Genomic DNA, 21132 nt, shown 5'->3' with positions numbered 1-21132 from the left:
CGTCGCCGAGCAGTGCAGGCGCTCTGGCGCAGCGGATGCCGCTGGACGGGCGGATGCCGTCGTCAGCGGCGTACCAGGTTGGCGGATGCCCAGGTTCCGAGGTCGTCGAGGATCGGTAGCAGTCCCTCACCGCCGGCTGTGAGTGCGTAGGAGACGGTGACCGGCGGGCCGGCGTCGACGGTGCGTGCGACGAGACCCGCGTCGGCGAGTTCGGCGAGGCGGTCGGAGAGCACGGTGTCGCTGATGCCCGCGACCGCGCGGCGCAGGGCGACGAACGTGGAGGGGCCGCCGCCGAGCGACGACACGATCATGCCGTTCCAGCGTTTTCCGAGCACGCTGAAGGCGAGTGTGACGGCGGCGTCGCACCGGTGCAGATCGTGCTCGATCTCGGCCATGCCCTCATTCTAGCGTGCTACGTTAACCGATGTCGCTAAGAAAAACCGAGCGACTACGAAAACGAGAGGTGTCATCCATGTCCCTGTTCCGCCTCGATGCGAGCATCCTCCCCGCGTCGTCCGCCAGCCGGTCGCTCGCCGACCTCGTCGAAGCCGAGTGGACCGCGTCGCACCCCGACTCCCCCGTCACCCGGCGCGACCTCGCCGCCGACCCCGTGCCCGCGACCGCGTGGGCGGATGCCGTCACCGGCGGCTTCGTCGACGAGGCCCAGCGCACCCCCGGACAGGTCGAGGCCCGCGCCCTCGCGACCTCGTTCGCCGACGAGCTGATCGGCGCCGACGCGCTGCTCTTCGCGGTGCCGCTGTACAACTACGGCGTCTCGCAGCACTTCAAGACCTGGTTCGACGTGGCCTACACCGACCCGCGCATCGACCCGACCGGCACCGCGCTGCGCGGCAAGCCCGCCACCCTCGTCACCGTGCTCGGCGGCAACTACGCGCCCGGCACCCCCAAGGAGGGCTGGGACCACTCGACCGGCTGGCTGCGTCGCGTGCTCGAAGACGTGTGGGGCCTCGACCTGCGCGTCGTGGAGCGTCCGTTCACGCTCGTCGGTGTGAATCCCGCGCTCGACGCTTTCGCCGACACCGCGCGCGAACTCAAGGAGAACGCCGAGACGGATGCCCGCACCTACGGGCGCGAGATCGCGGCACTGCGCGGCAACGTCGCCTGAACTGAGGCGGGGCGGGGCGGCCGCGCGCTCGTCTGCACGGAGATGCCACGTCTGCACGGAGCATCCGGTGGTTTCGTCGTGCGGGTGTGATCGATCCGTGCAGATGAGACGGCAGGAGGCTCGGTACCGGGGGCCCTGAGGTCGTCGAAGGGCCCGCCGTCGTGTGCACGTGCAGGGAGGATGCACACGTGCAGGGAGGACCGGGGGGATTCTCCCTGCACGTGTGCATCGCACCTGCAGGTGCGTGTTCAGCAGCCGGGGGCGGTGGGTTGTTCGGTGCAGGTGTGGGCGACGAGGGCGGTGTGGGCTTCGTAGATCCGGATCTGTTGGGTGGGTCCGGGGATGGTGAGGGTTCCGGTGAGGGGGATCCACCCGGTGCCGAGGTCGATCTCGGCGGTGTAGTGGATGGTGACGGTGGTGTCGTAGGTGCCGCGGTCGGTGTAGGTGTGGCTCGTGGCGGTGGGGGTGAACTGGGGCTGACCGAGGGCGTCCCAAGTGGCGCCGGGAGTGGTGGTGTGGGCGGTGGTGCCGTCACCATAGGCGAAGTCGTAGCCGACCGGGGTGAAGCGGGCGGTGAGGGGTGCGCCGAAGAGAGTGCCGGTGCGGGTGTGCACGGATGCGGTCGTGACGAAGTTCGTGGGGAGTCCGGCGATGCCGACGTTGGAGGGGTCGGCGGTCGGGGTCGCGGTCGCCGGGGTGAGGGTGACGAGGTCGCTGATGGAGATCGTGGGGGCGGCGGGGGCGGATGCCAGGGCCGGAGCCGAGGGCTCGGTGCGACGCCGGGGCTCGAGGCAGACGCGTGCGCGGCCGGCGTCGGCACGGCAGCGTTCCAGCTCACTCGGGCCGGTGTCGACCGGGGCGCCCGAGGTGCCGGGGGTTCCGGAGCTGGAGGGGGACCAGGAGGAAGACGGGGAGCCTGGGGACTGGGATTGCGTGCCGGTTACGGTGATCGATGAGCCGTCGTTTGATACCCCGCACCCGCCAGAGACGATCGACCCTTGCGAACATCCCGCACTTGCTGAAGCCATCAGGGGGAGTGAGATCGCGATGGTCAGAGACGCGATCAGCCTTCGCATACCGTCCCCGTGCCTACCTCATAATTTGAGATCAACAATGACGAGCTTGATCCGACAAACGTGACGACGATGCTGTAGATGTCGCTTCGTTCGGCTGGGGTGACATCTTCTCCGACAGCGTCGATCACGCGCGCCGACGTGATGTCTAGACATGCGATGCCAGTCACGGTTGCTTGCACGGCGTCGATGGTCGTCTCGTCTCCGACAAAGCTACGAACGACCGTGTCTCCTTCGATGTGCAAGCCAGACGCTTCGAGTGCACGGCTGTTCTCGAGTTCAGACTCGAGAATCGTGCCGGTGAGGTAATCGTGCGAGTCGGCGCTGGCATCGCCTCCATGCTCTGCATTGACGGCTTCAATGTACTCCCGGTACACCTCCTCCGCGGCCGCGAATGCCTCTTCCTCGCTGGCGAACGCCGGCGTCGGAGTGGGCGTGGGTTGCGGGGCGGGTGCGCAGCCGCTGAGGGCGGCGGCGACGACGGCGAGTGCGAGGGTGGCAGCGGGGTATCGAGTCGACATCACCGCCACAAAGTAGCCCGAATCTGAGCGCACCCGCGGGAGTTATCCACAGGCCGCCGTTGGGTATCACGGGGTGGGACCCTTCGACAGGCTCAGGGACCCAGTTCCGGCGGCGTGGGCCCTTCGTCTCGCTGCGCTCGCTCAGGGACCGAGCGGGGCAGGACCGTCCGACAGGCTCAGGGGCCGGCGGGCCGGGGCAGCCACACCGTCACGATGAGGCCGCCGTCGGGGCGCGGGGTGAGCACGAGACTCCCGTCGTGGGCCTGGGCGATCCGCTCGGCGATCGCGAGGCCGAGTCCGACGCCGACGTGGTCGTCGCCGCGGGCGCGCTCGGCACCGCGCTGGAACGGTTCGACGAGCACCTCCACGCGATCGGCCGAAACGACTGACCCGGTGTTCTCGACCACGACCGCGAGCCCCTCGGGGAGGTCATGGGTGCGCACGGCGACGCGTCCGTCGAAGTCGAGGTTGTGCACGATCGCGTTGTGCACGAGGTTCGTCACCAGCTGCTGCAGCAGCGCCGCCGATCCCGAGACGACCGCGGGAACCCCACCGACCTCGACCGTGACCCCGCGACGGTCGGCCAACGGCAGCAGGGCCTCGACCGCCTCTTCCGACACGAGCGACAGATCGACGGGCTCATGCGTGAACGACCGCCGGTCGGCACGGCTCAGCAGCAGCAGCGCCTCGGTCAGTGCGATCGCCCGGACGTTGACCTCGCCGAGCCGCGAGATCAGGGCGTCGACGTCGCGATCGGGATCGGTGCGGGCGACTTCGAGCAGCGTCTGCGAGATCGCCAGAGGGGTGCGCAGTTCGTGCGAGGCGTTCGCGGCGAATCGGCGCTCCTCCTCGACGTGGGCCTCGATCCGTTCGAGCATCGCGTCGAACACGTCGGCCAGGTCGCGGAACTCATCGGCCGGACCCTCCAACCGCACCCGATGCGACAGCGACCCCTGGGCGGCGAGCTGAGCGGCGGCGCCGATGCGTGACAGCGGCGCGAGCATCCGTCCGGCCAGCAGCCATCCGCCAGCGAGCCCCACCGCGATCAATCCGATCATCGCCCAGGTCGCGAACGGGGTGAACGCGCGGATCAGGTCGGAGCGATTCGGCACGAAGAATCCCGCATCGATGTTCTGATCCGGCACGTACCGCAGCAGCCACAACCACACGACCGCCAGCAGCACGAAACCCGCCAGCGCGACGACCCCGGCATAGCTGATCGCGAGTCGCAGACGTGCGCTCATCCCGCGATGTCTAAGCATCGGCATCCGCCCCGGCATCCGCCGCCGCACCCCCGCGATCCGCAGCCGCACCCCCGGCATCCGCCGCGGAACCCCCGGCATCCGTCGCGATCCGATACCCGACGCCCGGCACCGTCACGATCACCCAGGGTTCCCCGAGCCGCTTGCGCAGCGATGACACGGTGATGCGCACGGCGTTGGTGAAGGGGTCGGCGTTCTCGTCCCAGGCGCGCTCCAGCAACTCCTCGGCGCTCACGACCCCGCCCGCCGCGTCGACGAGCACCTCGAGCACCGCGAATTGCTTGCGGGTGAGGGCGACGTACCGCTCGTCGCGGAAGACCTCGCGGCGGAACGGGTCGAGCCGCAGCCCCGCGACCTCGAGCACCGGCGGCCGGGCGCGCTCGCGGCGCCGCCCCAGCGCACGCAGGCGCAGCACGAGTTCGCGCAGTTCGAAGGGCTTGGTGAGGTAGTCGTCGGCGCCGAGCTCGAACCCCGAGGCCTTGTCGTCGAGGCGGTCGGCGGCGGTGAGCATGATGATCGGGATGCCGCTGCCCGACGCGACGATCGCGCGGGCGATGTCGTCGCCCGACGGTCCGGGGATGTCGCGATCGAGCACCGCGATGTCGTAGGCGTTGATGTCGAGCAGCTCCAACGCGACGTGTCCGTCGCCCGCGATGTCGGCGGCGATCGCCTCGAGCCGCAGCCCGTCGCGGACGGCCTCGGCGAGGTAGGGCTCGTCCTCGACGATCAGCACACGCATGGCTGCGATCCTACGCACCCGCGCATATCGGGAGCATATGCAGAACCGCATACGCCACGGCAACAGCCCGGCGACTGCACTGGGGGTTATGAACAGCTCCACCTCCACCACCCGCCGAGCGCGGCGGATCGTCTGGTCGGCGATCGCACTGATCGTCGCCGTCATCGCCGCCTTCGCCGTGCAGCAGTCGCTCGCCGCAGCGGATGCCGTGCTCTCGCACAGCTTCACCGCCGGCCCCGGGCCCGACGCCTCCACCGACGACAGCGCCGCCGAGACCTCGACGGGTGCCGCCTCGATCCCGCCGGGAGGATCGGTGCTCGCCCCGAGCGACGCCGACGGTGTGATCCGTGACGGCGACCAGCCGACGGTCTTCGACACCGATCGTGTGGCCGTCGGCAACCTCGACCCGGCGCTGCTCGACGCGCTGCAGCGCGCGGCATCCGACGCCGACGTCCCCTTCCTCGTCAACAGCGGCTGGCGCTCGGCGGCCCTGCAGCAGCACATGCTCGACCAGGCCGTGATCAGCTACGGATCGGCCGAGGAGGCGGCGCGCTGGGTCGCGACGCCCGAGACCTCGCTGCACGTGTCGGGCGAGGCTGTCGACCTCGGCGGTCTTCCGACCCTCGACTGGCTCGCCCAGCACGGCGCCGGCTACGGCCTCTGCCAGATCTACGCGAACGAGTCGTGGCACTACGAACTCCGGCCGGATGCCGTCACTCAGGGCTGCCCCGAGATGTACGCCGACCCGACCGAAGACCCGCGGATGCAGCGATGAGCGCCGTCGTCGAGGGGGTCGCGCTCTCGCGGCTGCACGCACCGACGCTCACCACCCTGCCGACGGCGGTCGCAGCGAACGTCGCGCGGGTGCGCGCCTCGACGGGCGCCGCCGTCATGGCGGTCGTCAAGGCCGACGGCTACGGCCTCGGGGCCGTGCCGATCGCGCGCGCCGCGGTCACCGCCGGAGCGACCTGGCTGGGAGTGACGGATGCCGCCGACGCCGTCGAGCTGCGTGAGGCCGGGCTCACGCAGCCGATCCTCGCGTGGCTGAATCCCTCGGGCGTCGATGCGCGGCTCGCGCACGCGCATCGCGTCGACATCGCGGTGGGATCGGTCGAGGAGCTGCGACAGCTGGCCGCGGATGCCGCCGCTCCCGTGCGCGTGCACCTGCACCTCGACACCGGGATGGCCCGCGGCGGATGCCCGGTCGAGGACTGGGCCGAGCTGCTGCGGGTCGCACGGTCGGCCCGCGGACGGATCGAGGTCACAGGTGTCATGGGCCACCTGCCGCGGGCCGACGCCGGCGACCCGTGCGCGAACGCGGCGGCGGTGCGGCGATTGCGCCAGGGGAGGGATGCCGTGCTGCGCGCCGGCTTCGGGCCGCTGACCGTGCACCTCGCCGCGACCGCCGGGGCGCTCACCGACCCCGCCACCCACTTCGACCTCGTGCGGATCGGAGCAGGCCTCGTGGGGATCGATCTCTCCGAGTCCACGGCGCTCGCCGGGGCCGCGCGGTGGACGGCATCCGTCGTGCACAGCGCGCGTGTGCCGGCCGGAACTGCGGTCGGCTACGGCGGAGACCACGTCGCGGAGCGCGCGACGCACCTGAGCGTGATCGGCGTCGGATACGCCGATGGGGTGCCCCGCGAGCTGTCACCGGCGGCGGGCGTCGCGATCGACGGTGCGCGGCATCCGATCGTCGGACGGGTGTCGATGGATCAGATCGTCGTCGACACGGGAGACACCGCGGTTCCGCGCGGTGCGGAGGCGGTGCTGCTCGGGCCGGAGGGTGGTGCGGTGCCGTCGCTGCAGGACTGGGCGCGCTGGGCCGGAACGATCCCCCACACCATCCTCACGGGCATCGGCCCCCGCGTGCAGAGGAGCATCGCATGACCGTGAACGTGCTGGTGATCGGGGGAGGGCAGAACGCCGAGCACGACGTGTCGCTCGCCTCGGCGGCCGCGGTCGCGGCGGCCCTGCGTATGGGGGACCACACGGTGACCTGCGTCACGATCGACCGGGAGGGGATCTGGCGGGCCGACGGCATCCGGGCGGGAGCGTCGGCGGCGGAGTCGCTGGCTCTCGCGATGCCGCTGATCGCGCAGGCCGACGTCGTGTTCCCGGCGGTGCACGGGGCGCCGGGCGAGGACGGCGCGCTCGCAGCGCTCTGCGCGCTCGCCGGAGTACGCGTGGTCGGCTCGGGGGTAGGCGCCGGGGCGCTCGGGATGGACAAGTGGGCGACGAAGCTGGTGGCGGATGCCGTCGGCATCCGGACGGCGCGGGGACGCGTGATCTCGGCCGACGACATCGGCGACGTGGAGTTCGAGGGTGCCGTCGTCGTCAAGCCGGTCTCGGCCGGATCGAGTCACGGGGTCGCGCTCGTGCGCGAGGAGGCCGAACTGCTTCCCGCGCTGCGCGCGGCGGCGCGACTCGACCGGCGCATCCTCGTGGAGGAGGTCGTGCGCGGGCGCGAAATCGACGTCGCCGTGCTGTGTGAGGCGGGCGGCATCCGTTGGGCGGCACCGCCGCTCGAGATCCATGCCGAGGGGCTGTTCGACACGGCGACGAAGTACGACGGAACCGCGCGCTTCACGGTGCCGACGCAGCTCGCGTCCGACGAGTCGGCGGGCCTCAGGCGAGCCGCGCTGGCGATGTTCGACGCCCTCGGATGCGGGGGCCTGGCCCGCATGGACTTCTTCCTCACCGACGACGGGCCGGTGCTCAACGAGGTCAACACCATGCCCGGGCTCACCGCCGCCTCGCAGGCGCCGCGCATGTTCGCCGCCGCCGGGGTGGCGTATCCCGACCTGGTGGCGCGGCTCGTGAAGGGGGCTCGGGTGCCGCGCTGACTCGCTCCCTGCGGCCGACTAGAGCCGGTCGACCGCCGTGACCGTCACGACCGCTTCCCCGGCCTCATCGGACGCCGCGAGGTCGACCGTCGCCGAGATGCCCCAGTCGTGGTCGCCGGCCGGATCATCGAAGATCTGGCGCGCCGTCCACGTCGTCTCGCCGGGGGTCAGGATGAGCAGCGCGGAACTGCGCGCATCCGCCCCGGTGAGGATCTGGTCGTGCTCGGCGAAGTAGCCGTCGAGGGCGTCGTTCCAGGCATCCGCTCCGAAGGCGGGATCGAGTTCGGCGAGGGCGTCGACGTCTTCACGCGCGGCGAGCTGCACCCGGCGGAACAGCTCGTTGCGCACGAGGGTGCGGAACGCGCGCACGTTGCTCGTCAGGCGCTTCGGTGCGGGCGGCACGATCTCGTCGGGGGAATCGACGCGTCCGTTGTCGATCCCGGCCCGCAGTTCTTCCCACTCGTCGAGCAGGCTGGAGTCGACCTGGCGCACGAGTTCGCCCAGCCACTCGATCAGGTCGCGGAGGTCTTCGGTCTTGAGCTCTTCGGGAATGGTCTGGGATGCCGCTCGATAGGCATCCGACAGGTAGCGCAGCACCACGCCCTCCGAGCGCGCGATCTTGTAGAAGGCGACGTATTCCCCGAACGACATGGCGCGCTCGTACATGTCGCGCACGACCGACTTGGGGTGCAGTTCGAAGTCGCGGATCCACGGCTGCGCGGCGCTGAAGGTCTCGAACGCGGCGGTCAGCAGCTCGTCGAGCGGCTTCGGGTAGGTGACCTGCTCGAGCAGCTCCATGCGCTCGTCGTACTCGATGCCCTCGGACTTCATCGCCGCGACCGCCTCGCCGCGAGCCTGGAACTCCTGCTGGCTCAGCACGGCACGCGGATCGTCGAGTGTGGACTCGACGATCGAGATCATGTCGAGGGCGTAGCTGGGGGACTCCTCTCCGAGGAGCTCGAACGCCGCGAGGGCGAACGGAGACAGCGGCTGGTTGAGGGCGAAGTTCGGCTGCAGATCGACCGTGAGCCGGATCTCCCCGGCATCCGTCTGCTCCACCACTCCGGATTCGAGCAGGGTGCGGTAGATGCCGATCGCGCGCAGGGCGAGTTCGCGCTGGCGTGCGCGCGGCTCGTGATTGTCGTATACCAGCGCGCGCATATTGCCGAACACGTCGCCCCCGCGGCCGATGACGTTGAGCATCATCGCGCTGGTGATCTGCATGTGCGAGGTGAGCGTCTCGGGTGTCGCATCGATGAGCTTGCGGAACGAGGGCTCGCCCCACGACACGAATCCGTCGGGTGCCTTCTTGCGGATGATCTTGCGCTTCTTCTTCGGGTCGTCACCCGCCTTGCGGATGGCGGCGAGGTTCTCGCTCTCGTGCTCCGGCGCCTGCGCGACCACGGTGCCCGCGGTGTCGTAGCCCGCACGACCCGCACGGCCGGCGATCTGATGGAACTCGCGGGCGTTGAGCTGCCGCATCCTCGTGCCGTCGAACTTGGTCAGTGCGGTGAGCAGCACCGTGCGGATCGGCACGTTGATCCCGACGCCGAGCGTGTCGGTTCCGCAGATCACCCGCAGCAGACCGCGCTGCGCGAGCTGCTCGACGAGACGACGGTACTTGGGCAGCATCCCCGCGTGGTGCACGCCGATCCCCGCCCGCAGGAAGCGCGAGAGCGTCTTGCCGAACGCCGTCGTGAAGCGGAACGCGCCGATCAGATCCGCGATCGCGTCGCGCTGCTCGCGGGTGGCGACCTTCGTGCTCGACAGCGCCTGTGCCCGCTCCATCGCCGCGGCCTGCGAGAAGTGCACGATGTACACCGGCGCCTGGTTCGTGTTCAGCAGTTCCTCGATCGTCTCGTGGATCGGGGTCTGCTCGTAGAAGAAGTGCAGCGGCACCGGGCGCTCGACACCGGTCACCGTCGCCGTGTCGCGGCCCGTGCGCCGGGTCAGGTCGGACGCGAGCGCGGTCACGTCACCGAGCGTGGCCGACATCAGGATGAACTGCGCCTGCGGCAGCTCAAGCGGCGGCACCTGCCAGGCCCATCCGCGGTCGGGGTCGCCGTAGAAGTGGAACTCGTCCATCACGACCTGGCCGACCTCGGCATCCGTCCCCTGCCGCAGCGAGAGGTTCGCCAGGATCTCGGCGGTGCAGCAGATGATCGGAGCATCCGCGTTCACCGAGGAATCACCCGTGACCATGCCGACGTTCTCGGCGCCGAACACCTCGACCAGTGCGAAGAACTTTTCGCTCACCAGGGCTTTGATCGGCGCGGTGTAGTAACTGCGGCGTCCGTCGAGCAGGGCGGCGAAGTGCGCGCCGATCGCGACGAGCGACTTCCCGGTGCCGGTCGGGGTCGACAGGATCAGGTTGTTGCCCGACACGATCTCGATGATCGCCTCGTCCTGCGCGGGGTAGAGGGTCAGGCCGGTCGACTCGGCCCATTCGACGAACGCCGTGTAGACGGCATCCGCATCGGATCCGTCGGGAAGGGTGGCCGGGTCGAGGAGGGATGCCATGGTGCTTCGATCATCCCATCCGGCGCGGGCGGTCGATGCCTCAGACCGAGGTCGCGGCGCGCAGCGCGATGCGGATCATGTCGCCGAAGGTCTGCTCGCGCTCCTGCGCCGTGGTCTCCTCGCCCGTGACGATGTGGTCGGAGACCGTGCAGATCGCGAGCGCGCGGCGGCCGTGGAAGGCGGCGAGCGTGTAGAGGCCCGCGGCCTCCATCTCGACGCCGAGGATGCCGTGCTGCACGAAGGGCTCCGTGAGTTCAGGACGCGTGCTGTAGAACTGGTCGCTCGAGAACAGCTGGCCCACGTGCACGGCGGAATCGAGGTCTTCCGCTTCGCTCGCCTCGACCGCCGCGCGCAGCAGGGCGAAGTCGGCGACGGGGGCGTAGTCGAGCCCGTGGAAGCGCACCCGGTTGATGCCCGAGTCGGTGCTCGCGGCGTTCGCGATGATGATGTCGCGCACCTTGAGCTTCTCGGTCAGCGCACCGCACGAGCCCACGCGCACGATCGTCTGCACGTCGTACGAGTCGAACAGCTCGTTCGCGTAGATCGCCATCGAGGGCTGACCCATGCCCGAACCCTGCACCGAGACGCGATGGCCCTGCCAGGTACCGGTGAAACCGAGCATCCCGCGAGTCTCGGAGTAAAGCTCGGCGTCATCCAGGAAGGTCTCGGCGATCCACTTGGCCCGCAGCGGGTCGCCGGGGAAGAGGACGATGGGGGCGATCTGACCGGGCTCCGCCGCGATGTGGGTGCTCATCATTCCAATGTACTGATGCTCCTCGTGCACAGAACTGGCGGGTCGCGTCCTCGTTTGACATCATCGGAGCGCGACGCGGCGACGATGCCGGGTCGTGATGCGGCTCACGACGCCGCCGAAAGGGAGACCATGTCAGACCAGATCTTCACGTTCGCCGCTCTCGCGCTGTACTTCGCCGGGATGCTCCTCATCGGATGGTTCGCGTTCCGCCGCACCTCCGACCACGAGGACTACATGCTCGGCGGGCGCAACCTGCCGCCGTGGGTCGCGGCGCTCAGCGCCGGAGCGTCCGACATGTCGGGGTGGCTCGTGATGGGTCTGCCCGGTGCGATCTACGTCTCCGGCCTGATCGAGGCGTGGATCGCCATCGGCCTGACGATCGGCGCGTACCTGAACTGGCTGCTCGTCGCTCCGCGCCTCCGCGCGTACACCGAGGTCTCGCGCAACTCGATCACGGTTCCGAGTTTCTTCGAGAACCGGCTGCGCGATGGCACGCGCCTGCTGCGCATCATCTCCGGTGTCGTCATCCTCGTGTTCTTCACGCTCTACATCTCGTCGGGAATGGTCGCCGGAGGCGTGTTCTTCGAGAGCTCCTTCCAGGGCGACTACCTCGTCGGGATGCTCCTCGTCACCGGGGTCACCCTCGCGTACACGCTGTTCGGCGGTTTCCTCGGGGCATCCCTCACCGATGTCGTGCAGGGGCTGATGATGGTGATCGCGTTGATCGTGGTGCCCGTCGCGGCCATCGTGGCGATCGGCGGATTCGCGGAGACGGGCGACCTGATCGCCGAGGTCGCCCCCGATCACCTCTCGCTGCTGTCGGGCACGGCTCTCACGGGCGGCACCCTGCTGGCGATCGTCTCGGCCCTCGCCTGGGGCCTCGGCTACTTCGGTCAGCCGCACATCATCGTGCGGTTCATGGCGCTGCGCTCGCCGCAGGAAGCCAAGAGCGCCCGCCGTATCGGCATCTCGTGGATGGTGCTCTCCCTCGGCGGCGCCGTGTTCTCGGGCCTGGTCGGCATCGCGTTCATCGCCCAGCGCGGCATCGATCTCGCCAACCCCGAGACCGTCGTACTGCTCATGTCGCAGACGCTGCTGCATCCCTTCGTCGCCGGTCTCGTGCTCGCGGCCGTGCTCGCCGCCATCATGAGCACGGTCTCGAGCCAGCTGATCGTGAGTTCGTCGGCCCTGGTCGAAGACATCTACAAGGTGTTCCGCAAGACGCCGCCGTCGAGCAAGACGCTCGTGCTGCTGGGGCGGATCGGCGTGCTGGGTGTGACCGTCGTCGCGGCCGTGCTAGCGGTCACGCCGAACGACACGATCCTCGGCCTCGTCTCGTTCGCCTGGGCGGGCTTCGGTGCGGCGTTCGGCCCGATCATCCTGCTCAGCCTCTTCTGGCGACGGCTGACCAACTGGGGTGCGCTCGCCGGCATGATCGTCGGCGCGGCGACCGTGTTCCTGTGGAAGCCGCTGAACACGGGACTCTACGAGCTGCTCCCGGCCTTCGTCTTCGCGCTGATCGCCGCCGTGGTGGTGAGCCTGCTCACGTATCGCGCGAACGCCGAGATCGACGAGGAGTTCGCCGAAGCCGGCGCCATGGTGGCCGCGAAGTAGCTCAGCCCTCGGCCCGCCGCACCATCTCGCCGATCCAGATCGGGGCGAACGGAGAGGTGCAGCCGGGTGCCGTCGGGTAGTCGGCGAGCACCTGCAAGCGGTCGCCGATCGCGAGGGCGCGCTCGCGCAGATCCGGATGATGGATGCCGATCTGCGCGAGCGTCTCGTTCATCGACCATTGCGGCCGTGCCGGGGCATCCTTCATCTGCGCCTCGATCAGATCGAGCAGACGGTCGAGGTCGAGGCCGTCGGGGTCCTTGACGACCCGCACCGAAGTGAGCGACCAGGCCGCCGCAGCGACCGTCGGATCGGTGTCGTCGAACCATCGCAGGCGCATCTCCTCGGCGAGCGGGCTCTTCTTGGCGACGTAGTTCACGAACCAGTCGTTCACCTTCGGCGGATCGGTCTCGCGCAGCATGGCGTCGAGTTCATCGGCGCTGAAGTCCTTCGGGCGGCAGACGAGGAGGGCGAGCAGGCGGGCGGGCGTCTCGCCCGTCGCCCACAGCTCCTGCGCGAGCGGGTGGTCGATCTTGATGGTCTTCGCCAGCGCGCGCAGGCGGCTCAGGTTCATGCCGTGGTCGTCGCCGCGCTTCTCGTTGGCCGCGCGCATCTTCGGATCTTCGAGGGCGGCGAGTTCGGCGAGCGCCCGGTCGAGGGTGACGTCGCTCATGGGACCAGAGTAGGCCGCACGGTCGACATTCCGACGTCCGGATGCCGCCGCCGGATCACTCGTCGTCGATGAGCTCGCCGCGGATACGGCGGAGATCCTCCATGAGCGATCCGATGAGGATCCAGTGCTGGCTCGACGGCGGCCGGATCACGAGCGGCGCGGTGAGGGCCGGGATGGCGGAGGTCAGCGTCTCGGGTTCGGGCGCGACATCGGCGATCTGCACGGCGAGGCGCACGTCGTGCCCGGCTCGTCGAAGTTGCTCGGCGATGGCTATCACCGCGGGTTCCTCGCCGATCGAGTCGTCGTAGTGGTCGGCGTAGGCGCGGGTCATCCCGATCACCTGTGTGACGATCGGCGACAGCCGTTCGAGCAGCGCGCGCATCTCCCGCAGATCCGCACGGTGCGTGGATCTGCGCGGGTTGAGGGTGAGAGATTCCTCGCCCGCGGCGATCGCGGCATCCGCGGCATCCTTCATCGGGCGCAGCAGGCGGGCCTCGAGCATCAGCTCCTGCATCCGTGCCGGAGGTTGCGGGTTCGGGAGAGCGTCGGCCAGCCGGTCAAGGCTCGCCGCGAGCTCGGCACCGAGCAGGCCGAGGTGGTGACGCGCGGGGGCCACGAGCACGGGCGGCACGATCAGGGCGTTCACGACGATGCCGATCGCGACGCCGATGAGCGTCTCGATGATGCGGGCGAACGCGTACTCGGGGCTCGACGAGCCGAGGGCGAGCACGAGCATGGCCGAGATCGCGACTTGGTTGCCGGTGCCGGGGGAGGCGCGGAAGATCCAGGCCACGAGCATCGCGACGACGATCGCGAGCAGAACGATCCAGCTCGGGGACCCGAGGAGCAGACCCAGGCCCATCGCGATCACGACGCCCGCGATCACCCCGATGCTGCGCTCGAGGGCCTTCGAGAGCGACTGGTTGACGCTCGGCTGCACGACGAGGAGGGCGGCGATCGCGGCGAACACGGGCAGCTGCGAGGGGAAGACCCATCCGGCGATGAGCCATGCGGCGATGGTCGCCGCTGCGGATTTTACGACCTGCAGCAGCGGGGATCGCTGGCTGGCGCGGATCGCGGCGGGAATGCGCATGTCCCCACGGTAGTCCCGGAGCGCCGCTTCTCGGGGTGTGCGCGGGAACGGGTGGATGCTTCGACCAATTGCTGATATACCGGCGTAACCAGTTAGTGGTTCGATGTACCCATGGACCAGGGACAACGGCTGCGCGGCGAGACCGTCGCGGTCTGGGCCACGGTCGTCTGCTTCGTGCTCGGCACCTCCGCCGGCTTCCTGCTGCTGGGCCCCGAGCCTCGGATGCTGATCGGCTCCGGCTCCCTGGCGCTTCCCGCCGCCTCCGCCGCCGGTGTCATCGCCGGCGGCGCCTTCGTCGTGAGCACTCTCCGGCATCGCCGGAACGAGACCGCGCCCATGCCGCGCTGGCAGCGCATCATCACCGATATCTCGGCGATCGCCCTCACCGTCGCCTTCGCCGGTGTCGCGGGGATGGGCGTGCTCCTCGGCACCCAGGTGCTGGCGATCGGGCTGCAGGGCCTCGAGCTGACGCTCGTCGGCGGCGCCCTCGTCACCGGGTTCGCCGCGGCCGTGGGCGGACGCTTCGCCTTCGCCGCGGGCATCGGGCTGCGCACGGCCGACCTGTCGAGCATCCTGTTCGGCTATCTGGTGATCGGCACCCTCTTCGCGATGGTCACCGCCGCCGACCCCCGGTGGTGGGAGATCAACTTCTCGCAGCTCGGCATGGGTGACGACGCCTGGGCGTTCAACGGCACCCTGGTCGTCGCCGGTGCGCTGGTCGGCACGGTCGGCGCGTACATCGGCCGTGACCTGCACCGCATCCTCGGAGACCCGGCGCTCGGGCGCATCGCGGTCACCTCGGGACTGTGGATCGTGACCGGGTTCGCGCTCGCCGGGGTGGGCCTGCTGCCGCTGCACCGATTCCCCGAGGCGCACAACATCGTGGCGCCCATCACGCTCCTGTTCTTCGCGGCGTCGATGACCGTGACGGCGATCGTCGTGCCCGGGGCGCCGCGCGCACTGAGCATCACCACGATCGGGGTGGGGGCGCTGGTCACGGTCGCGTTCGTGCTGTTCGCGGTCTTCGGTCTCATCACGATGACCGCGCTCGAGGCGATGGCGGTCGGTCTCGGGCTGCTCTGGATGACGACCCTCGTGCGCGTGCTCGCGATCCTCTCGCCCGACGTGCCGCGTCCGTCGGCGCGCGCGCACCTGCTGCACGCCTGACCCGGGCGCCGAGCATCCGCCTTCGAACGGGTGCTGTCAACCCCGTCGTCTCGATCGGCGATGCCGTGCTGAATAGGACTCCGACTTACAAGGAGGAATCACCATGGCGCAGATCATCGAGACCATCGACGTGGACGTCCCCGTCACCACCGCCTACAACCAGTGGACGCAGTTCGAGAGCTTCCCGCAGTTCCTGTCGGAGGTCGAGTCGATCACGCAGATCGACGACACCCACAACCGCTGGAAGGTCAAGGTCGGCGGTGTCGAGCGCGAGTTCGACGCCGAGATCACCGAGCAGCACCCCGACGAGCGCGTCGCGTGGAACAGCATCGGCGGCGACACCGAGCACGCGGGTGTCGTGACCTTCCACAAGCTCTCCGACATCAAGACACGGGTCACCGTTCAGATCGACTGGGAGCCCGAGGGCTTCGTCGAGAAGGTCGGCTCTCTCGTGGGAGCCGGATCGCACGCCGTGAAGAAGGACCTCGAGAACTTCAAGGAGTTCATCGAGACGCGCGGCGCCGAGACCGGCGAGTGGCGGGGCGACGTCGACGCCTGACGTACGCGGGCTCGATCGCCGAACCACCCCTCTGCAGCCCAGCCACCCCCTTCTGCCCCGTGCAGGAGGGGGTGGCTCGCGCATAAGGGGGTGGGTCGGCCGAAGATAGGGAATCCGTCCGATGTCGGGAGGGGGCCTCAGAGCGTTGTCTAGGGATATCGACAACGAGGAGGCGTCATGTACGAGCAGACCTATTCGCACCAGGTGGTCACCGCATTCGAGCAGCAGCAGCGGGAGCGGGCGATCGAACGGCGCCGGTCGATCCGCGAGCACGCCGACCAGATCGTGCCGCGGCCGGTGGGAGTGATCGGGCGGATGCTGGGGCGTCGGGCGAGTGCACTTCCTGTGGTGCGAGGCCGGCGTCGGGCGCCCGCCCCGCAGGGCTCGACGACGGATGCAGCGCCCGCACGCAGCCGCGCCGCCGGTGTGCCGCGCGAGCCGGTCGCGGCCCGGTGAATCCGGCCGTCGCACTGCGCCGAGACCGGCCCGGCGTCGGCGATCGGGCGAGCCCGGCGGATGTCGGAGGGGAGTGGCACGATGAAGGCATGTCCTCCTTCGCGCTGAGCTCCGCGATGGTCGGGCGCGAAGCCGAGATCGGCCTCGTGCGCCGGCTCTTCGAGGGTGCGGCCGAGGGCGTCCCGGTCGGTGTGCTGATCGACGGCGAAGCCGGTATCGGCAAGTCGCGGCTGCTGCGCGAGTTCGCGACCGAGGTCTCGACGCGCGCCGACGTGCACGTGGGCTGGTGCCTCGATCTCGGCGCGGCCCGCACCGCCTACGGGCCCCTCACGGCGATCCTGCGCTCGATCGTGGGGCATCTGGGTGCCGAACGCGTGCGCGAGGCCGTCGGCGTCGGTGCCGAGGCGCTCGGCATGCTGCTGCCCGAACTCGTCGACGAGCCCGCCGACCGGGCGCGCACGAGCCCCGACCGCCTGCGCGACGCGATCGCCACGCTCATCGAGACCGCGGCCGAGGCGGCCCCGCAGGTGCTCGTGATCGAAGACCTGCACTGGGCCGACGAGTCGACGCTCGCGCTCCTCTCCTTCCTGCTGCGCACCCTCGCGCGGGGGCGGGTGCTCCTGCTGCTCAGCTGCCGCAGCGACGACGTGCGCCGGGGCGATGCCGTGAGCCGGTTCATCGTCGAGGCGACGCGGTCCCGCCTGATCGAACGGGTGACTCTGCCCCGGCTCGACGGCGACGCCGTGCGCGCCCTGGCCGAGCAGCTCACCGGTCGCTCGGTCTCCGACGGCGCTCTCGCCCGCATGCAGGAGCGGGCCGAGGGAGTGCCGTTCTTCGTCGAGGAGATCGCCGACTGCACGACGGGTCCGCTGCCCGACGGCCTGCGCGACGTGCTCCTCACCCGCTTCGATCGCCTCGGCGACGACGCGCAGCGGGTGGTGCAGGTCGCCTCGGGAGCCGAGCGCCCCCTCTCGCACCCGCTGCTGTCGACGCTGGCGGGGCTGCCCGAGGATCGGCTCGACGAGGCGATCCGTGAGGCGGCGCGCGGCGGCATCCTGGTGATCGATTCCGACCTCTACCGGTTCCGGCATGCGCTGCTGCGCGAGGCCGTGCACGACGACCTCCTGCCCGGTGAGCGGTCTCGGCTGCACCGCGCCTACGCCGAGGCGCTCGAGGCGCAGCGCGACGGAACCGACGGTGTCGACACCGCCTCGCTCGCACATCACTGGCATCTCGCGCAGGACGAACCGCGCGCGCTCCTCGCCTCGATCGACGCGATGCGCGACGCGAAGGGGCGCTTCGCGTTCGCGGCCGCCGCGCGCTTCGGCGAGCTCGCGCTCGAGATCTGGCCGAGCGTGCCCGACGCCGCGACCGTCGCTGGACTCTCGCACGTCGACCTGTTGCAGACGCTCGGATCCGTGCTCCGCAACGCCGGTGACGGCGAACGCGCACTCGCCGTGATCAGCGCCGCACTCGACGAGATCGACCCCGAGACCGTCGCACCGAGGCTCCATGCCCGTCTGCTGCGCGACAAGGCCCAGTACCTCGCCAACCTCGGCCGCCCCGGCGCGATCCCGCTCACCGAGCAGGCGCTCGACCTCGCGGCGCGGGTCGGCGACGATGCACTGCACGCTACCGTTCTCAATCAGCTCGCCAGCCGCTACATGGTCGCCGGGCGACTGCGTGATGCGCTCCGCGTCGCCGACGAGGCCGAGCAGATCGCGAGCCGTGCGGGCGACCGCGATCAGATGTCGATCGCGGCGAACGTGCACGGTGTCTCACTCGCACACCTGGGCGACATCACGGGCGGCATCCTGGAGTTCGACCGCGCGCGTGACCTCGCCCGCAGCTCCAACGCCGACCTGCGCTACCGCGTCAACTACTCCGATGCCCTCACCCTGCTCGGTCGCTACGGCGAGGCGGTGCTCATCGCCGAAGAAGGCCTCGCCCTCGCGCGATCGCTCGGTGTCGGACGCAGTTCGGGCTCGATCATGATGCAGAACATGTCGGTCGCGCTGTTCGAACGCGGCGAGATCGAGCGGGTCGACGAGATGATGTCGCGCGATCACCGGCAGGGAGCGCTGCGGGTCTTCCGCATGTACTCGAGCATGACGCGGGTTCGGGCCCTCGCCTGGCGCGGGCGGTCGACCGAGGCCGCCGACATGCTGCGCGAGTGGCGCCCGGCCTTCGTCGAGACCGGGCAGACCGAGCGGCAGATCTGGTACGACCTCATCACGATGACCGTCGCCGTGGCCGAGAGCGCGGGCGACCTGCGCGGTGCGCTCGCCGAGATCGTCGTGATGCTCGACGACGACGGCCCCGTACTGCTGCACCAGAGGCGGCTGCTGCTGCAGGCGGCGGCGATCATCGCCGAGCTGCGCGCCGAGGGCGACGACACCGCTGCGGTGTCGGAACGGGTGGCGGCTGCCTGGGCGGCGCAGCCCGCTCAGCTGCTCGCCGACTCGTGGTCGCCGATCGTCGAAGCGCTGCTCTCGCCGTCCGACCCCGCGTTGCAGCGAGCGATCGACGTGGCCGAGGGAGACGACGTGCCCGTCGTGTTCCGCGTGATCACCCGTCTCGAGCGAGCGCGACTGCTGCTGCGCACGGGCGACCGCACGGCGGCGGGGACGCTGCTGGCCGAAGCCGCGACAATCGCGCGGACGCTCGGCCACGCCCGCCTCACGACCACGGCCACGACCTTCGCGCACGCGGCGGGGCTCTCGCTCGATCCGGTGCGCGGTGACAGCGCGGCGACGGCATCCGCGTCCGATCCCGACGCGCTCACCGCCCGCGAACGGCAGGTGCTCGACCTCCTGGCCGAGGGGCTGAGCAACCGCCAGATCGGCGAGCAGCTCTTCATCAGCGTCAAGACGGTGAGCGTGCACGTCTCGGCCGTGCTGCGCAAGCTCGGCGTCAGCACCCGCACCGAGGCGGCCATCGCGGCGGGTGCGCGCCTGCCCGCCCAGGTGAACTCCCGACCGGGCGTGATACGGTGACCTTGCTCCTCCTTCCGGGGGATCGTTCATCACCGGCCCGCGAATCTCCACGAGACGTGTGTGGCCCTCTACACGGATCCGACTTCTGCGCCGATCGGTTCGGCACGGATTCCGAAAAACCTTCATCTCACGCCTCCTCGCCGGAGAGCGTCACCCTGTACCCATCGGATGCTCCGGTGCGGTGCTGCGGCCGTGTACAACAGCGGCCACATCAAAAAAGAAAGAAGAAAACACATGGCCACTGGCACTGTGAAATGGTTCAACGCGGAAAAGGGCTTCGGCTTCATCGCTCCCGATGACGGCACCGACGACCTGTTCGCCCACTACTCGGCGATCACCGGAAGCGGCTTCAAGGAGCTGCGCGAGAACCAGAAGGTCGAATTCGACGCTGAGCGCGGCCCCAAGGGCATGCAGGCTGCGAATATTCGCCCCCTCTGATCCCTCGTGATCGTATGAGGCCGGTCGGCTCCTTCGGGAGCCGGCCGGCTTCTTCGTTTCCGGGGTGAGGCCCTTCGTCTCGCTCCGCTCGCTCAGGAACCGGATCCGGCTTCGCTCGCTCAGGAACCGGCTCGGGGACCACTGGAATACGGGTAACGATGCGGCCACCCGAATTGAGGTTCGCCTTACTTCGGGTTACATTAGGTCAGCCTTACCAAACCGGCGCGACTCTGCGCCTCACCCCTCCTCAACCCGAAGGGATCTGCTGTGCGCACTTCTCGTCTCCTCGCCGTCGGTGCCGCCGCGGCACTCGCGCTGAGCCTCACGGCCTGCGCGACGTCCGCCTCCGAGAGCGGTTCGGATGCCGGCGCCAACCCGGCCTCCGACGACGCCTTCCCCGTGACGATCGAGCACGTCTACGGCGAGACCACGATCGAGTCCAAGCCCGAGCGCGTGGCGACGGTCGCCTGGGCGAACCACGAGGTGCCGCTGGCGCTCGGCATCGTGCCGGTCGGTTTCAGCAAGGCCAGCTGGGGCGACGACGACGACAACGGCATCCTGCCCTGGGTCGAGGAGAAGCTCGACGAGCTCGGCGGCGAAGAGCCGGTGCTCTTCGACGAGGCCGACGGCATCGACTACGAGGCCGTCGCCGACACGAACCCCGACGTCATCCTCGCCTCGTACTCCGGCCTGACGCAGGAGGAGTACGACACCCTCTCCAAGATCGCTCCGGTCGTCGCCTACCCCGAGATCGCCTGGGGCACCCCGGTCGACGAGATGATCGAGATGAACTCGAAGGCCCTCGGCCTCGAGGAGGAGGGTCAGGCCCTCATCGACGACCTCCACGCCGACGCCGATGCAGCGCTCGAGGAGAACAGCGTCCTCAAGGACAAGAAGGTGCTCTTCGCCTTCTTCGACCCGACCGACCTGAGCCAGATCGGCTACTACACGGCCGTCGACACGCGCCCCGGCTACCTGCACGACGACCTCGGTCTGCCGTTCCCCTCGATCGTCGAGGAGTCCGCCGACAGCAAGGAGTTCTACCTGTCGGTGAGCGCCGAGGACGCCGCGAAGTTCGACGATGTCGACGTGATCGCCACCTACGGCGACGAGTCGCTCATCGCGACCCTGCAGGCCGACCCGCTGCTGTCGAAGATCCCGGCCATCGCCGAGGGACGCATCGCGATCCTCCCCGACGCCACCCCGATCGCGGCATCCGCCAACCCGTCGCCGCTGTCGATCCCGTGGGGTCTCAGCGACTACCTCGCCCTGCTGGCCGCGCCGCTCGCTCAGTAATC

Annotated in this window: 20 protein-coding genes; 11 read left to right on the top strand and 9 right to left on the bottom strand. The window is 69.7% G+C overall.

Annotated elements, in window-relative coordinates; translation table 11 throughout:
- Positions 1 to 62: 62 nt before the first annotated feature.
- Positions 63 to 395, bottom strand: a complete 333-nt coding sequence (locus WFJ97_RS08795; RefSeq protein ID WP_336641196.1) for a winged helix-turn-helix transcriptional regulator — start codon at positions 393 to 395, stop codon at positions 63 to 65.
- Between the two features lie 77 nt (positions 396 to 472).
- Between WFJ97_RS08795 and WFJ97_RS08790 the strand changes: the two genes are divergently transcribed.
- Complete coding sequence (locus WFJ97_RS08790) at positions 473 to 1126, top strand: FMN-dependent NADH-azoreductase (RefSeq protein WP_247957463.1); 654 nt, start codon at positions 473 to 475, stop codon at positions 1124 to 1126.
- Positions 1127 to 1374: 248 nt separating this feature from the next.
- Here WFJ97_RS08790 and WFJ97_RS08785 read toward each other — a convergent pair whose 3' ends face one another.
- The 4 genes from WFJ97_RS08785 to WFJ97_RS08770 form a co-directional block, all read right to left on the bottom strand.
- Positions 1375 to 2154 carry a hypothetical protein gene (locus tag WFJ97_RS08785; protein ID WP_336641195.1) on the bottom strand — a complete coding sequence of 260 codons (780 nt, stop codon included), beginning with the start codon at positions 2152 to 2154 and terminating at the stop codon, positions 1375 to 1377.
- 35 nt (positions 2155 to 2189) lie between these two features.
- Positions 2190 to 2720: a hypothetical protein gene (locus WFJ97_RS08780; RefSeq protein ID WP_336641194.1), complete on the bottom strand. Its 531-nt coding sequence runs from the start codon at positions 2718 to 2720 to the stop codon at positions 2190 to 2192.
- Between the two features lie 176 nt (positions 2721 to 2896).
- A complete protein-coding gene (locus WFJ97_RS08775; RefSeq protein WP_336641193.1) occupies positions 2897 to 3964 on the bottom strand; it encodes a sensor histidine kinase in 1068 nt (355 codons plus the stop codon).
- Between the two features lie 10 nt (positions 3965 to 3974).
- Positions 3975 to 4721, bottom strand: coding sequence for a response regulator transcription factor (locus tag WFJ97_RS08770; protein WP_336641192.1), 747 nt, complete (start codon positions 4719 to 4721; stop codon positions 3975 to 3977).
- An 88-nt stretch (positions 4722 to 4809) separates the two neighbouring features.
- On the opposite strand from WFJ97_RS08770, the gene WFJ97_RS08765 reads away from it, so the two are divergent.
- Genes WFJ97_RS08765 through WFJ97_RS08755 form a run of 3 tightly spaced genes read left to right on the top strand, consistent with a single transcriptional unit; the run spans position 4810 to position 7567 of the window.
- Positions 4810 to 5496, top strand: coding sequence for a M15 family metallopeptidase (locus WFJ97_RS08765; RefSeq protein ID WP_336641191.1), 687 nt, complete (start codon positions 4810 to 4812; stop codon positions 5494 to 5496).
- Positions 5493 to 6611: an alanine racemase gene (gene alr, locus WFJ97_RS08760; RefSeq protein ID WP_336641190.1), complete on the top strand. Its 1119-nt coding sequence runs from the start codon at positions 5493 to 5495 to the stop codon at positions 6609 to 6611. Before WFJ97_RS08765 ends, alr begins: the two co-directional genes overlap by 4 nt.
- The gene (locus tag WFJ97_RS08755; RefSeq protein ID WP_336641189.1) at positions 6608 to 7567 is read left to right on the top strand and encodes a D-alanine--D-alanine ligase family protein; all 960 of its coding nucleotides are present in this window, start codon (positions 6608 to 6610) and stop codon (positions 7565 to 7567) included. Before alr ends, WFJ97_RS08755 begins: the two co-directional genes overlap by 4 nt.
- 18 nt (positions 7568 to 7585) lie before the next feature.
- On the opposite strand, the gene WFJ97_RS08750 is transcribed toward WFJ97_RS08755, so the two are convergent.
- Both WFJ97_RS08750 and deoD read right to left on the bottom strand, forming a co-directional pair.
- On the bottom strand, positions 7586 to 10087 hold the full coding sequence (locus WFJ97_RS08750; protein ID WP_336641188.1) for a DEAD/DEAH box helicase: 2502 nt from the start codon (positions 10085 to 10087) through the stop codon (positions 7586 to 7588).
- Positions 10088 to 10127: 40 nt separating this feature from the next.
- Positions 10128 to 10841 carry a purine-nucleoside phosphorylase gene (gene deoD, locus WFJ97_RS08745; protein ID WP_336641187.1) on the bottom strand — a complete coding sequence of 238 codons (714 nt, stop codon included), beginning with the start codon at positions 10839 to 10841 and terminating at the stop codon, positions 10128 to 10130.
- 129 nt (positions 10842 to 10970) lie between these two features.
- Here deoD and putP point away from each other — a divergent pair, with 129 nt between their 5' ends.
- Complete coding sequence (gene putP, locus WFJ97_RS08740; protein WP_336641186.1) at positions 10971 to 12455, top strand: sodium/proline symporter PutP; 1485 nt, start codon at positions 10971 to 10973, stop codon at positions 12453 to 12455.
- A 1-nt stretch (position 12456) separates the two neighbouring features.
- On the opposite strand, the gene WFJ97_RS08735 is transcribed toward putP, so the two are convergent.
- Both WFJ97_RS08735 and WFJ97_RS08730 read right to left on the bottom strand, forming a co-directional pair.
- A complete protein-coding gene (locus WFJ97_RS08735; protein ID WP_336641185.1) occupies positions 12457 to 13125 on the bottom strand; it encodes a DNA alkylation repair protein in 669 nt (222 codons plus the stop codon).
- Positions 13126 to 13180: 55 nt separating this feature from the next.
- Positions 13181 to 14218, bottom strand: coding sequence for an FUSC family protein (locus WFJ97_RS08730; protein ID WP_336641184.1), 1038 nt, complete (start codon positions 14216 to 14218; stop codon positions 13181 to 13183).
- 111 nt (positions 14219 to 14329) lie between these two features.
- Between WFJ97_RS08730 and WFJ97_RS08725 the strand changes: the two genes are divergently transcribed.
- From WFJ97_RS08725 to WFJ97_RS08700, 6 genes are all read left to right on the top strand, one after another.
- The gene (locus tag WFJ97_RS08725; protein ID WP_247957476.1) at positions 14330 to 15385 is read left to right on the top strand and encodes a DUF998 domain-containing protein; all 1056 of its coding nucleotides are present in this window, start codon (positions 14330 to 14332) and stop codon (positions 15383 to 15385) included.
- 103 nt (positions 15386 to 15488) lie between these two features.
- Entirely contained in the window at positions 15489 to 15944 is a 456-nt protein-coding gene (locus WFJ97_RS08720; protein ID WP_247957477.1) for an SRPBCC family protein, read from the top strand.
- Positions 15945 to 16121: 177 nt separating this feature from the next.
- Complete coding sequence (locus tag WFJ97_RS08715; protein WP_336641183.1) at positions 16122 to 16400, top strand: hypothetical protein; 279 nt, start codon at positions 16122 to 16124, stop codon at positions 16398 to 16400.
- Between the two features lie 89 nt (positions 16401 to 16489).
- Positions 16490 to 19396, top strand: coding sequence for a helix-turn-helix transcriptional regulator (locus tag WFJ97_RS08710; RefSeq protein ID WP_336641182.1), 2907 nt, complete (start codon positions 16490 to 16492; stop codon positions 19394 to 19396).
- Positions 19397 to 19630: 234 nt separating this feature from the next.
- A complete protein-coding gene (locus WFJ97_RS08705; RefSeq protein WP_247623732.1) occupies positions 19631 to 19834 on the top strand; it encodes a cold-shock protein in 204 nt (67 codons plus the stop codon).
- Positions 19835 to 20101: 267 nt separating this feature from the next.
- Positions 20102 to 21130, top strand: a complete 1029-nt coding sequence (locus tag WFJ97_RS08700; protein ID WP_247623731.1) for an iron-siderophore ABC transporter substrate-binding protein — start codon at positions 20102 to 20104, stop codon at positions 21128 to 21130.
- The last annotated feature ends 2 nt before the right edge of the window (positions 21131 to 21132 follow it).

The sequence above is a fragment of the Microbacterium sp. USHLN272 genome (genome assembly GCF_037149655.1).
GTDB classification, from domain to species: Bacteria; Actinomycetota; Actinomycetes; order Actinomycetales; family Microbacteriaceae; genus Microbacterium; species Microbacterium galbinum.
Note: the sequence above shows the minus strand (reverse complement) of the source record. Positions and strands in the feature narration are given on the sequence as shown.